Annotated in this window: 13 protein-coding genes; 11 read left to right on the forward strand and 2 right to left on the reverse strand. The window is 33.2% G+C overall.

Annotated features, from left to right (window positions below):
- The 3 genes from DFR79_RS06690 to DFR79_RS06700 all read left to right on the forward strand — a co-directional run bounded on the left by DFR79_RS06690 (window position 1) and on the right by DFR79_RS06700 (window position 2,633).
- Entirely contained in the window at window positions 1-498 is a 498-nt protein-coding gene (locus tag DFR79_RS06690) for a GNAT family N-acetyltransferase (protein WP_133514730.1), read from the forward strand.
- A gap of 320 nt (window positions 499-818) precedes the next feature.
- A complete protein-coding gene (locus DFR79_RS06695; protein WP_133514731.1) occupies window positions 819-1,775 on the forward strand; it encodes a PD40 domain-containing protein in 957 nt (318 codons plus the stop codon).
- Between the two features lie 195 nt (window positions 1,776-1,970).
- Entirely contained in the window at window positions 1,971-2,633 is a 663-nt protein-coding gene (locus DFR79_RS06700) for a GTP pyrophosphokinase (protein WP_243727728.1), read from the forward strand.
- Between the two features lie 29 nt (window positions 2,634-2,662).
- On the opposite strand, the gene DFR79_RS06705 is transcribed toward DFR79_RS06700, so the two are convergent.
- Window positions 2,663-3,397, reverse strand: a complete 735-nt coding sequence (locus tag DFR79_RS06705; protein WP_166637996.1) for a GNAT family N-acetyltransferase — start codon at window positions 3,395-3,397, stop codon at window positions 2,663-2,665.
- A 188-nt stretch (window positions 3,398-3,585) separates the two neighbouring features.
- Window positions 3,586-5,379, reverse strand: a complete 1,794-nt coding sequence (locus DFR79_RS06710; protein ID WP_133514733.1) for an alpha-amylase family glycosyl hydrolase — start codon at window positions 5,377-5,379, stop codon at window positions 3,586-3,588.
- 170 nt (window positions 5,380-5,549) lie between these two features.
- Here DFR79_RS06710 and DFR79_RS06715 point away from each other — a divergent pair, with 170 nt between their 5' ends.
- From DFR79_RS06715 to DFR79_RS06750, 8 genes are all read left to right on the forward strand, one after another.
- Complete coding sequence (locus tag DFR79_RS06715; RefSeq protein WP_133514734.1) at window positions 5,550-6,257, forward strand: CBS domain-containing protein; 708 nt, start codon at window positions 5,550-5,552, stop codon at window positions 6,255-6,257.
- 261 nt (window positions 6,258-6,518) lie between these two features.
- On the forward strand, window positions 6,519-9,266 hold the full coding sequence (locus DFR79_RS06720) for a glycoside hydrolase family 3 protein (RefSeq protein ID WP_133514735.1): 2,748 nt from the start codon (window positions 6,519-6,521) through the stop codon (window positions 9,264-9,266).
- Window positions 9,267-9,571: 305 nt separating this feature from the next.
- On the forward strand, window positions 9,572-10,336 hold the full coding sequence (locus tag DFR79_RS06725; RefSeq protein ID WP_133514736.1) for a DUF3307 domain-containing protein: 765 nt from the start codon (window positions 9,572-9,574) through the stop codon (window positions 10,334-10,336).
- Window positions 10,337-10,348: 12 nt separating this feature from the next.
- Window positions 10,349-11,611 (forward strand): SatD family protein, encoded by a 1,263-nt coding sequence (locus DFR79_RS06730; RefSeq protein ID WP_133514737.1) that lies wholly within the window; start codon window positions 10,349-10,351, stop codon window positions 11,609-11,611.
- 136 nt (window positions 11,612-11,747) lie between these two features.
- Window positions 11,748-12,440, forward strand: coding sequence for a plasmid pRiA4b ORF-3 family protein (locus DFR79_RS06735; RefSeq protein WP_133514738.1), 693 nt, complete (start codon window positions 11,748-11,750; stop codon window positions 12,438-12,440).
- A 32-nt stretch (window positions 12,441-12,472) separates the two neighbouring features.
- Entirely contained in the window at window positions 12,473-13,126 is a 654-nt protein-coding gene (locus DFR79_RS06740) for an IS1096 element passenger TnpR family protein (protein ID WP_133514739.1), read from the forward strand.
- A 38-nt stretch (window positions 13,127-13,164) separates the two neighbouring features.
- A complete protein-coding gene (locus DFR79_RS06745) occupies window positions 13,165-13,503 on the forward strand; it encodes a hypothetical protein (RefSeq protein ID WP_133514740.1) in 339 nt (112 codons plus the stop codon).
- Window positions 13,504-13,516: 13 nt separating this feature from the next.
- Window positions 13,517-13,984, forward strand: coding sequence for a UPF0158 family protein (locus DFR79_RS06750; RefSeq protein ID WP_133514741.1), 468 nt, complete (start codon window positions 13,517-13,519; stop codon window positions 13,982-13,984).
- Window positions 13,985-14,009 lie beyond the last annotated feature (25 nt).

Below are 14,009 nucleotides of genomic sequence, written 5' to 3' on the forward strand. Positions count from 1 at the left end.
ATGCAGTTTAAAAAAGTTGAAAAAAATGATTTGAGTTCTATAAAAAGACTTTCAAAATTAGCAGCGGGAATTGTTAAAAAACATTTTGACCCGATTATTGGTCCTGAGCAGAATGATTATATGATAGAAAAGTTTCAGTCGGCGGAGTCAATAATTGAGCAGTTAGCAGAGGGATATCAGTATTATTTTGTCCAGGATAATCAGGGTGAAGATTTAGGTTTTCTGGCATTTTATCCGAAGGAAGAGGAAATGTATTTGAGTAAATTTTACCTTAAAGCAGAAGCCCGGGGCAAAGGTTTATCCAGAAAAATGCTTGATTTTGTAATAAAAGCCGCTAAAAAGGAGAATCTTGATTATATAAGCTTAAATGTAAATAAAAATAATGATGCTATAAAGGCCTACCAAAAACTTGGTTTTGAAAAAATAGGTGAGCAGAAAAAAGATATCGGCAGCGGCTTTTATATGGATGACTATGTTTTTCAATATAAGATTGATTGAGAGAAAGTAAATCAACTAGCAAATTTAATTATTTTTAAATTAGATGATTTTTTACAAATAAAAAAGAACAACTTCTGATGGACTGGATGTTTAATTCACAGTCCATTTTTTATATTAATAGTTTACAAATTAAGTAAAAAAATTAGTTAATTTTAAGAAAATGAAGGAATTAGTCAAAATATATAGAATTATATGGCATATTGTAATACAAGGAGATGATTTAAGGAGATTAAATTAGGCTAAAGGAAATATAAAATAGTAATTTTGTTTTCAGAAGAGAAAAACTTTTTACTAAATCAGCTTTAAGAAGGGAGTTTATAATGAAAAAGTTAACAGTTTTTATGATTTTATTTATTCTGGCTTCTTTATTTTTATTATCAACAACATCTTTTGCACAAAAATTTACCATTGATAAAAAAATTGAATTAGACCAATTACCACAGTTAAAAACATATGAAGAGGTTATTTTATTTCAATCATCTCGTAATGGTAATGTAGATATATATGCCTATCTTTTAAATAAAGAATCAAAGCCTGTTATGACCCATGTTGCCAGTAAATTTATTCAGTTAACTGATGATCAATATGTAGATTCCAGTCCCTGTTTATCCCCTGACGGCAGCCAGATTGCTTATGTTTCTGAACGTAATGGTAGCTACCAGGTTATAGTGATGAATGCAGATGGTTCAAATCCAATAATTTTAACAGAAGGGAATTATCCGGTCTGGTCCCCGGATGGTGAAAAACTGGCCTTTGCTGATACTGATTCAGGGAGTTTAAGGAGAGTTAATAAAGACGGCTCAAATTTATATGTATATTTGTCTTTTTCTGGAAACAGTTATATAAAAGATCTCTCCTGGTCACTAAATGGACAAAAAATAGCTTTTGAAGGTTTTAATGCGAGCAATAGTGGGCAAATCTGGACCATAAATGCAGAAAATGACGCATCATCAACAAAATTAACTGAAGAAGCAACTTTTGACCCAGCCTGGTCACCTGACAGCAGTAAAATAGCCTTTGTGAAAAATGTGAGTGGAAATAAAGAGATATTTATCATGGATGCAGACGGTACTAATCAGCTCAGATTAACAAATAATCCGAGTGATGATTTAGATCCCTGCTGGACAGAAGATAATAGAATAGTATTTTCTTCTGATCGTACGGGAAGTGGTGATCTTTATATCATGGATAGTAACGGTTCAAATCAGACAAGACTAACTCAAAATTCTGGTTTTGATCGCAGTCCTGATTGGGGGAAAATAAGTTTTAAAAATTGATATTGGTTAGCAGCTCTTCTCTTATTGAGGAGGGCTTTTATTTTTTAGGAGATTAAAATATTATAATAAAGTAATAAAAGGATAATCTCTAACAGCTTCAAGTTGTTAATAAAATTTAATCTGTTTTTAAGTTTTGACTGTTATAATTTAACTAAGGTAAAATAAGATTTTTAATTAAATTTAGGAGTGGATTAAGTGGAATCTAATATCAATAAAGAACAGCTGATGAATATAGCAGATCAGTACGGCTTTAAAGAATGGCGGGAGCTGATTTTTATGCATGAATCAGCAATCGAAGAAGTTAATACTAAGCTGAAGATCTTAAATAATGAATTTAAAATAATTCATGATCACAACCCAATTGAACATATTAAAACCAGGGTTAAAAAACCTGACAGTATTATAGAAAAGCTGGAGCGCAAGGGTTATGAGGTTAATCTTGAAAATGCTAAAACTAAAATTAATGATATAGCCGGAATCAGGATTATCTGTTCTTTTACAGATGATATCTATAAGATTTTGGAAATGATTAAAGCTCAGGATGATATCGAAATTTTAAAGGTTAAAGATTATATTAAAAATCCGAAAGAAAATGGCTACCGGAGCCTGCATCTATTAATTCAGCTGCCGATATTTTTAAGCAGTCAGGCCCGGATGACTAAGGTTGAAATTCAGATTAGAACAATTGCCATGGATTTTTGGGCCAGCCTTGAACATAAGATTTATTATAAGTATAAAAATGATGCTCCAGATGAGATTCCGGAGAAACTAAAGCAATCTGCCGAAATGATCAAAAAGCTCGATCAGCAGATGCTGGATATAAAAAAAGAGCTAGACCAGTATTCAAAAGAGCAATAATAAAAAATTATTACTCTAAAATTAAGCTCTTATGTAATTGATAGTTCTGGAAATTTAATATCTCCTAAATCACAGTTGATATTTCTAACAAAAAAAGGATCTCCTTTATATTCCTGCATCTTGTAGTCTAAATCAGAAAAATGGGGAGTAAAAGCAAATTCAATTTTTTTGACATTTTTAAATGGTAAAAATTTAATTAACTGATTAAAACTCGGCTCTTTAAGAGAAAAGATGCCAATAATTTTTAAAGTAGCTCCATTTTGCCTGGCAATAACCATTGTTTTTAACTCGGGAATCTCATAGAGGCAATCTTTAAGATAGCCTAAATGAATATGAAAAATATTTACACTGGCTGTATTTAAACAATCAAATTTTTTCGAAAAATTTATATGATTATATACATAATTCCAGACAGCCTGCTCATCATACTTTAGTTTTTGAGGTTTAAGATCATTATTTAAGTCACATTCACAGACTGGTAATTTATCATAAGCACGTCTAAAGCCAAACTTGGGATAAAAATCTAATACATTATCATCTGCTGATAAAAATATAGGGATTCTCTGATATTTATCTATGATATACTCCATTAAGATTCTTGAATAACCATTACCTCGATATTCTTTTTTGGTTGCGACAGCCCCGATTGATAAAGCCTGGTACTGCTGTTGATTAAAAATTATTTGCTGCTTAAAAACACAGATATTTGATACAATTTCATTATTTTTTAAAATTGCATAATTTTCATAGTTATCATCCCACAAATTTAAGTCATACCAGAACTGAAAATCAAAAAAAAATATTTTTTAAGAGTTTATTCAAAAGAGCCTGATATTTTTTATCATCACTATTATTAAATACAATATTATTATTTATTTTTTTCATTGTAAAATTTCTCCTAACTTAAATAATAATTATTTTAAGAAACTCCTAATTTAGAGGCAGCTTTAGCCTACTGAGATTTATAAATAGCTCTTCCTTTTGCAGGAATATCTATTTCCAGATAATTTTTACCTTCCTCAGCTTCTTGTATCTCAAGTTCTGCTCCAATTTTCTTTTCATCAGAGGAGTAGACACAGATAAATTTTTCGCCGGGAAGATGAATTTCACTGTCAATTAAAACTTTTGCTTTTTGGGCTATTTCTAATTCACAGTTTACTGCTAATAAAAATTCATCCTGACTGAAGATCCTTGACCAGGCAATAATTTCTCTGCATCTTGTCTGATCTGCCTGGGGAAGGTGAAAATTGTTAGTTTTTAAGTCTGATATTTCCCTTAAATACTGTCTGCCCAATCTGAGATTGATATACTCATTTCTAAGTTCAGCCAGTTTTTTCATTTCCTGATATACAGGATGCTCTCTGTTAAAAAAGCTTTTGTTTCTGGTTCTAAATGCACCAAATTCTCCTCCAAACATTGATTCTCTAACATATTTGTCATGGTCGCCACTGCCGTCAAATCCCTGTTCAGTTCCATAATAGATGCAGGGAATTCCAGCGGTGAAAAAGTTTAAGAAGATAGCATTTTTAAGCAGAGAAGCTGTTTTTTTATCTGCTGTAAAACGCTCTTTATGCTTAGGCTTATATACCATATCATGGTCATCAAACATTGTAATAACTCTTTTATGATACCACTGGTTTTCACCTTCACTTAAAACCTGAGAATTTGTAAAAATTGAGAAATAGTTTTCGGCTGAAGAATATCCCTTGGCTACATTTTCAAGGGTTTCCGGGATTTTGTTGATGCCGAGAGCTGCATCAAGACCTGTGTTTTCACAGATGGACTTTGCAAATTCCATGCCACCTGTAATTTCTCCTAATATATAAAAATCTTTTTTTCCGAGAGTTTGAGTAAATTCTTTAATTTCTGTGACAAAAAAACGTACAGCACCAGGATCCAGGTGTTTTACTGTGTCCAGTCTAAAACCATCTAAGTCTGCATATGCTATCCAGTATTTATAGCATTCTGTTAAAGTCTTTAAGGCTTCTGAGGGCTTATAATCATCTACCCTGCCAGAACCGGTATTAATGTTTTTTAAAGAAAAAAAGTCTCCCTCCCTAAATTCGGGGTCACTGTCCCAGTCTCTAATATAACCTTTTTTGCTGAAGGTAGCTAAATTAAAAATTTCTTCAGGCCAGACTCCTCCTTCAGGCCAGACAGTGCTGTAGTCAGGATTATTTGGATCAATAGCTGCTTTTCCATTTTTATCTCTGAATGCTTTAACAGGATATTCTTCCCCGTTATAGAAGGGATCTTCTGCATCATAAGCAAAGACATCAGCTGTGTGGTTGATTATCACATCAAGGATAATATAGATTCCTTTTTTATGTGCCTCATCAACCAGATTCTTGAGCTCATCTTTGGTGCCAAAATGGGGATCAATCTGTAAAAAGTTCTGGGTTCCATAGCCGTGATAATTGTTTGAGTAAACAGGCTGTTTAAGGACCGGGCTGATCCAGAGCACACTTATTCCCAATTCTTTGAGATAGTCCAGCTTATCTGTTATCCCTTTTAAGGTGCCTCCAATCCATTTTTCTCCGCTGTCAAGCCACTTCTGCCTGGCTGCCTCAGTTTTTAAGGCATTTTCATAATCATTTTTTTGATCATAGAGGGGATATTCTTTTTCAGATGCAAATCTATCTACAAGCAGAAAATAAAAGATCTGTTCATCCCAGGCTTCCGGAGACTTCTGATATTTTCTTTTTTCAGTAATTTCTTTTAAATTAAAATCCTCTATACTTTTCATAAGCTGCCTCCTTATGTTTTAGGCATTATCTATTATTTATATTCTGCAAAATTATTACTTTTCCTTTAATAAACTGCTGGAATAGAGCTAAAAAAGGAATAGATTTCTTTTTGAAGAATAAGATATTAGTAGAGATTTTATTAAAATAACAGAAAAGAGAGGTGCTAAAAATGGAAGATAAAAAGGATAAATTTATTGAAATGTTTAATGAACTATATGAACATCTAAAAGAGGTCAATAACTGGGACACATCTTTTTACAGTCTGCTCCATCAAGGCCGCAATAATGATTATATAATTAGAAAGTACAGAGATGAACTTGATACCGTAAGGGAGGTTAGAAACTCAATTGCCCACAACAATGAATATTATTTTTTACCCAGCAGCTCGTTATACACTTTATTAGAAGAGATTTTAGAAAAAGTGATAGATTCGCCTAAAATCAGTGATTTTATTGATGATAATTTGATGGTAATTAAGGAAGATACCTCAATCATTAAAACAATTCAGGATATGAAAAAACATGATTATGATCAAATTCCGGTAGTAGATCAAAAGGGGAAGTACATTGAATTGCTGACCACAAATACAATTATTAGATGGATGGGAGATTTAAAGTCAGCTCAGAGCGCTAAGCTGATTATTGAGGATGTTCAGATCAAAGAAGTTCTAAATTATGCAGAAGAAGATGAAGTCTGCGAATTTATTTCGAAAAACAGCAAACTGGATACTTTAATTGATAAGCATGAGTCAATAATTAAAGCTGGAAATAAAATTGATGCTTTTTTGATAACTGAAAACGGGAGCAAAGAAGAAGTGCTGCAGGGAATTATTACCGACTGGGAGATACCGGAAATTTATAATAAGTTGAGTATTTAAGGGGAACAGACAGTTGTCAAATGATGGCATTAGTGATGGCATTGATGATGCTATAAAGGATGGCATTGAGTTGGCATCGGCAATTCTCTAGAACCAGAACTAGCTCTAGAACTAGCTCTAGAACTAACTCCAGTTCCAAAACTAGATCAATAAAACGTTTTACTTACTAAATCGTTTTATGTTACAATAACATAGTACTTTATAAATTTTAGCATAAAACTATATGCAATAATTATGATATTAAAAGTAAGGAGAGTTCAAATGAAAAAAGTTAAACTTGATATGAAAAAATATGCAGCACTTTCTAGACAGGCAGCAGCAGAAGGCTGTGTACTGTTGAGAAATGAAGATCAGGCACTTCCAATTAAAACGGGAGAGAAAGTGTCTGTTTTTGGTAGAATTCAATTTGACTATTATAAAAGCGGTACCGGTTCTGGTGGACTGGTTAATACTGAATATGTAGTTGGCATTTTAGATGCTTTAAAGGCGAATGATGAGCTTGCTCTTAACCAGGAACTGATGGCTACATATGAAGAATGGCTGGAGGATAACCCCTTTGATCACGGTGAGGGCTGGGCGCAGGAACCCTGGTCTCAGAAAGAGATGCCGGTCAGTGATGAACTGGCGAAAAAGTCAGCTGCAGAATCTGATCTCGCAGTCATTATTTTAGGTCGGACAGCAGGAGAAGATAGAGATAACTCTGCCACTAAAGGAAGTTACTATCTGACAGATACTGAAGAAGAGATGCTGGCAGAGGTAACCAAAGCCTTTGATCGAGTCGCAGTAGTCTTAAATGTAGGTAACATAATTGATATGAAATGGGTGGGTAAATATCAGCCCGAGGCAGTTCTTTATGCCTGGCATGGAGGAATGGAAGGTGGAAATGGTACTGTAGATGTACTGACTGGAAAGGTAAATCCTTCCGGAAAGCTCAGTGATACCATTGCTTATGATCTTGAAGATTATCCTTCCATGGATGATTTCGGTAATAAGGATACTTTATTATATAAAGAAGATATTTATGTAGGTTACAGATATTTTGAAACAGCAGCCAAAGACAGGGTTATCTACCCCTTTGGTTATGGACTGTCCTACACAGAATTTAATCAAGATATTATTTCTTTCGCTGAAAAGGAAGATCTGTTTTCTATAGAAGTTGAAGTAAGAAACACTGGTGATAGATCAGGAAAAGAAGTAGTTCAGATCTATGCCAGTAAACCTTTAGGCAAGCTGGGGAAAGCAGCTAGAACTTTAGAAGCCTTTGCTAAAACCAATTTACTGGAGCCGGGTGAAAGTCAGAAATTAAGCTTGAGCTTTCCTAAAAAGCAGCTGGCCTCCTATGATGACAGCGGCATAACCGGCCATAAATCTTCCTATGTTTTAGAAGCAGGTGAGTATAAAATTTATGCTGGCGGTGATGTGCGCAATACTGAACTGGCCGGCAGCTTTGAAATTAAAACACTTCAGGTTATAGAAGAACTTGAGGAAGCATGTGCACCGGTAGAATCTTTTGAACGTTTAAAGGTTGAGCCAGATGGAAAAATTTCAAAAGAAGAGGTACCACAGAGAACTGTAGATTTGAATGCCCGGATAGCTGCTGATCGCCCTCAGGCAATTTCCTATACAGGTGATCAGGGAATAAAGCTCAAAGATGTTTATCAGAATCAGGCTTCCCTGGAAGATTTTATAGCTCAGCTGAGTGACGAGGATCTGGCCTGTCTGATGCGGGGTGAAGGAATGAATTCTCCGAGAGTAACTCCCGGTACTGCTGCCGCTTTTGGTGGAGTAAGTGAGAACCTTGTTGACTTTGGAATTCCTGCTGCCTCTGCTGCTGATGGACCTTCCGGAATTAGAATGGACTGTGGTACAACTGCTTTCAGTCTGCCAAACGGAACATCTTTAGCCTGTACTTTTAATTTAGATTTAGTAGGTGAACTATTTGATCTGATGGGGCAGGAGCTTCTGGCAAATCAAATTGAAACCCTCTTAGGACCTGGAATGAATATTCATCGGACACCTTTGAACGGTCGTAACTTTGAATACTTTTCCGAAGACCCACTTCTGACCGGTAAAATGGCAGCAGTTCAGCTTAAAGCCATGAATAAGTATCAGGTCACAGGAACAGTAAAACATTATGTTGCTAATAATCAGGAAGCTCATCGACACGATGTAAATGCTGTTGTATCCGAAAGAGCCTTAAGAGAAATTTATCTAAAAGGCTTTGAAATTGCAGTTAAAGAGGGTGAAGCAGCATCCATTATGTCTACCTATGGTGGCTTAAATGGAATCTGGACAGCCGGAAACTATGATCTCCTGACTACGATTTTAAGAGACGAATGGGGCTTTGAGGGGATTGTAATGACTGACTGGTGGGCCAGAATCAATGAAGAAGGCGAAAAAGCCAGAAAAGGAAATACTATTCCTATGGTTCGAGCCCAGAATGATTTATACATGGTTAATGAGAATCCTGTAGAAAATAGTGCTGATGATAATACTTTAGCAGGCCTGAAAGAAGGAAAAATCACCAGAGGAGAGCTACAGCGTAATGTAGCTAATATCCTGAACTTTATAATGGATTCAGCTGTGATGGAAAGATATCTTAGTGGTCCAGGTGAAGAATCAGCTGCAGCAGAGAGTAATGATGAGCCAGGAAATGTGATGGAATATTATGATCTGGCTGAGGTAGAGGCTATTGATCTTTCAGATGTAGATACTGCAAAAGGGGAATCAGTGGTCTTTGGTATAATTAGAGATGAAAAAGGAATTTATAAGCTGAATCTTGAAATGAAAGCCAGTGGAGGAGAACATGCTCAGATTCCTGTTTCCTTATTTCTAAATAACAAATTAGACTCGACAATTACTTTAAATGGTACTGGAGAATGGAAGACAGTAGAAAAAGAGATAAATCTCTGGAGTAAAAACAATTACCTTAAACTCTATTTTGCTCAAAGTGGAATGGAACTTGGAAAAATGAAGATTAAATTTGAAAAAAAAGTTGAGTCAGATTAACTCAGGCTTATTCAGGTAAAAAGTTTGATATTTATTCTGGTAAAAAAAGTTTTTTGGCGTATAATTTCAGATAGATTAGAGCTAAAAATTATTTTATTAAATTCATTTATGTGATATAATTAATGTGAAATTAATATTAAAAATAAAGCGCAAGTAAAGGACTGATGAATATACTGATCATGTTAAAGTGGGAAACAAAAGGGCTTTTGAGAGAGAAGTAATTAAAAAAGTTTGACTAATAAATATTAGTTTAAATGCCGACTTTATAAAAATATTAGATAAAATACTGGCACAGGAGGTTGCTTATGCTTTATTCTTTATTAATACTGGCTCATATTCTGGCAGATTTCACTTTTCAAAGTAATAATACAAGTAGAGATAAAAGAAAGTCAAATTTTGCTTTATTAAAACATGGAATAATAGTATTTGTGATCTCCTATATTTTAACAATTTATTATTTTAGTTTATCTCATTTTCTTATGATATTATTACTATCTCTGCTGCATGTAGTTATTGATTATACTAAGAACAGGCTAATTGACAAACTTGGGACCTTTAATTTGGAAATCTTTATTCTTGATCAGCTGCTTCACTTTTTAGTTATTTTTATAATAATTCCTCTTTTTAATCCTGCTCCTAACCTGGCACTGCTAGCTTTTTTCAAAAATATAACTAATATCTATTCATCTTTAGGATCTTTAACAGAAGCAAAAATGAGTTTTTTGCTAATTACTCTATCAGTAATAATTTTTAATTTTAAAGCTGCAACTATTCTGGTCAGAAAAACACTGAGCAAATACAAAAGTAATATAAGTCGCGAGGGTGATAAAGGAGAGGCAATTGGAAATTTAGAAAGAGTACTAATTATTATCTTTATGTTTTTTGAATATTATTCACTAATTGGTTTAATGTTTACCGCCAAATCACTGATCAGATTTAAAGAAATAGAAGTGAAAGCAGAAAAAAATTCTTCTTTTGTAGAATACTATTTAATAGGCTCCTTTATCAGTATTTTGATTGCAATTTCTACTGGTAGTTTGATTAAAATATTTTCATTTTTATGGAATTAGGAGGTAGGCCCGATGAGTAAGGATTCAATTGTTGTAATTGGAGATATTATTGATTCTAAAAAAATAGATAATCGAAAAAAGGTACAAAATGAACTAATTGAATTGTTAGCTAAGTTAAATCATGACTACCAGGATTATATAGAGGCACCTTTTAAAATTACTCTGGGAGATGAATTTTATGGTGTACTCAATAATTTTTCCCCAGTAATTAATATTCTTCAGATATTGGAAGTTGAATTTAGAGAAATTGATTTTAGATTTGGTATTGGCCAGGGAGAATTTAATAATTATAATCAGGGAACTGCCTATGAAAATGCTCTTAAAGCAGTGAAAATTGCAAAAGATAAAAAATTTAAGATCCACTTAATTTGTGTTAATAATGATAAGTATTTTCAAATAATAAATTTGATTTTACATTTATATTTCAGCATTTTTAATAAATTTACCTTCAATCAAAAATATATAATTTACAATCTAAGTAGAGGTAAAAAGCAGAAAGAAATTGCAGCTGATTTAGATAGCTCTCAGTCAAGTGTCAGTCAATCACTAACAAATATTAACTGGAAACTCTTAGTTAAGTCTGTTTATTTTTTTAAAGAATTAACAGGTAATCGTAGAAAAATAGAAATCAATTTAAGAAGAGAGTATTTAGCATTAATAGGAGCTTATCCTCGCAAACTAAATGAGGGAAATAGGTTTAAAAATACATTAACAGAAATTAATGAGGATTATAGTGATCTAATTAGATCTAAATTCGTTTCAACTACCCTGTCTGATGAAGCTGAAGACCACTTTGAGTTTCAGGCGTTATTAAAAAAAGAAATTAAGAATTATCAAAAATTACTGTATTTACTGGTAGATCTATTTTATGAAATAGATGAATTATATGTGGGGCTTGGTTCAGGTAATATATCTACAGAGATTAAAGATCAGGCTTTAGGGATGGATGGCCCAGCTTTTTATAAAGCAAGAGAGGCCCTAAAAAAATCTTTTGTAGAAGGAATATCTTTAAATTTAATTGCAGATGAAAATTTAGCAGATACCAGTTTTTCAATAATTTTATCTCTGCTCATTGAATTCATCAAAAAATGGACAGCTCAGCAAAAAAAAGTTGTAGATTATAGAATAACAGGTTTAAGTCAAAATGAAACCAAAGAAAAAATGGGGTTGTCAGCCCGTTCAACCATAGGAGGACACCTACTTAGAGCCGGGTGGAAGGAATATGATTATCTTGTAAAAAAGCTGGCTGATTTATTAGCTAAAAATCCGCATTAACAAAATATTAGATAAAATACCGACAATGACTGTATTGGCTTAAAAATCTTAAAGAAAGGGCTGAGAGGTATGCTGATTCAGGCAACAGCTAAATTAAGATAGGAGTTACATTGGTAGGTTAAACTATTCCTGCAAAATGACAGAAAGATATACAGTTAGATTTAATTTTAATCAGAAAGAAATTTATCAGTCTGAAATATCAAAAAAAATTAGCGATATACCGACCAAAGAAGATAATGAATTCTTTTATCCTAATGAGCGTTTAAAAGAAAAATTAACCGAATATTATGGCGAAGATGATATTATTCAAAAACTCTATAACTGGCAGGATTACCATCTGCATGAATTTTTTGTCTATAGTAAAGAAAAAGATAATTCAAAGTGCTGGAACCAGTCTGAATATCACCGGGAAGGTTATAAGGCTATTTTAAACCTTGCAGCAGATCAGAAAAATTTTGAATACAATAAATACGAGTTAAATTATGAGCAGGAGGATTTTAAGATGGCTCTTGAAAATGAAGTTAAACTTAAAGATGTTCTTCCTGCCAGAATTAAATATATTTATGATTATGGTGATTTCTGGCATCACTACATCAAAACTGAAGAAATTATAGATGATTATAAGTCAAATAAGCCGACACTTCTGGAAGATGAAGGAACAGCTCCTCCGGAAGATGTAGGAGGAGTAGGTGGTTTTAGTGAATTCATGCAAATTATTTCAAATCCAGATGATGAAGATTACGAGCCTATGCTGGAGTGGGCTGAAAGCCAGCGGTTTAAAGAATATGATCCGGAAGAGATAAAGTCTGACCTTGAACGTTATTATTAATATTTACAAAATAATTTGGAGGGTTAAGTTTTATGAAAGGTAAATGTAAAATTTGTGCAAATGAATATACTCAATCAGGAATGTCCAGACATTTAAAATCATGTCTAAATAAAAATTATGAAAAGATAATTGAAAAAGAACAGTCTCAGAAAAGTTTATATTATCATATTTATATTAAAGGCACCTATAGATCAGATTACTGGCTGCAGCTGCAGGTCAAGGCAGATGCTAAATTAAGTGATCTCGATAGCTTTTTACGTGATATCTGGCTGGAATGCTGTAATCATCTGAGTGAATTTGAAATTAATGAGCAGCGATTTACATCCAGTGGATTTAATATGAGTAATAAAATTAAAGATGTTCTAAGAGAAAAAAGTAAATTTTCATACACCTATGATTTTGGTTCTTACACTAAATTGGATTTGAATATAGTGAATGTATTTAAAGCAGGGGAAAGGGAAGGGAAAATAAATGTATTGGCAAGAAATAAGCAGCCTGAGATTAAATGCAGTCACTGTGATAACCCAGCTGAATTTATTTGCCCTCAATGTAAATATACTGCTGGTGGTTGGTACTGCAGTGACTGCCTTGACAAACATGAAAAGAATGATTGTATGATGAACGAATTTGAATTTTTACCGGTTGTTAATTCTCCTCGAGTTGGAGTTTGTGCATATTCTGGTTAAATATTATTTCTCAAGTCTTTTGCAAAGGAGTAAAAAAGATGTATGATTTCAGCAAAAAAACTAAAAAAGAAATTAGGCGGCTGGCAGGTCTTGCACATGAGAGAGAACTAGAAAAAGCTTTAGCTGATCTGAATTTAAAATTTAAGCAGTGGGAAAAGAAAGAACTGGATCCTTTTGAATTAGATGATGAGATACACAAATTTCATAATAAGATATCTAGAGAAATCTTCAAAAAATATAACAGCTCTGATATGAAGGATCATTATGTTGCTATCGCTATTGCCAATGGTATTATTGATAAAGATGAGGTTGCTCCAGAAGCCTATCATGAACTTGAATTTTTAATCGAGAGAATAAAAGACAGTGATTACTTTTAAGGGGAATTAAAAAATGACACTTAAAGTTGATTTAAAAGATGTTTTAGAAGCATTAGAACTTAGAACTATAGAGAGCAATTATTTTTATTATAAAAAAACTGGTGAAGTTTTCATGATTATGGATGATGAATTAAGAGCTGGAGAGGAAGAGCCTGACCTTGATAAATTTCCAGAATGGCAGCGGGAGAATATTAAAGCTGCAGTTAATATTATCTCAACTGATGACTATCTAAGACTTCCCGATGACTATGAAATTGATGACTATAGCATTATGGAAGATTTTTGCTATTCCATCGAAGATGAAGAACTAAGAGAGGAACTTCTTTATGCTATTCGAGGAAATGGTGCCTTTAGAATGTTTAAAGATAAGATTTATCAATATGATCTAGAAGATCAGTGGTATGATTTTAAAGATAAGAGATATAGGAAAATAGCAATTGAGTGGTGTGAAGAAAATAATATTGAGTATCGAGAAAATTAGACCTAAAAATAGTTAGGAGGGACAT

This window comes from Halanaerobium saccharolyticum (genome assembly GCF_004362045.1).
Lineage (GTDB): Bacteria > Bacillota > Halanaerobiia > Halanaerobiales > Halanaerobiaceae > Halanaerobium > Halanaerobium saccharolyticum_C.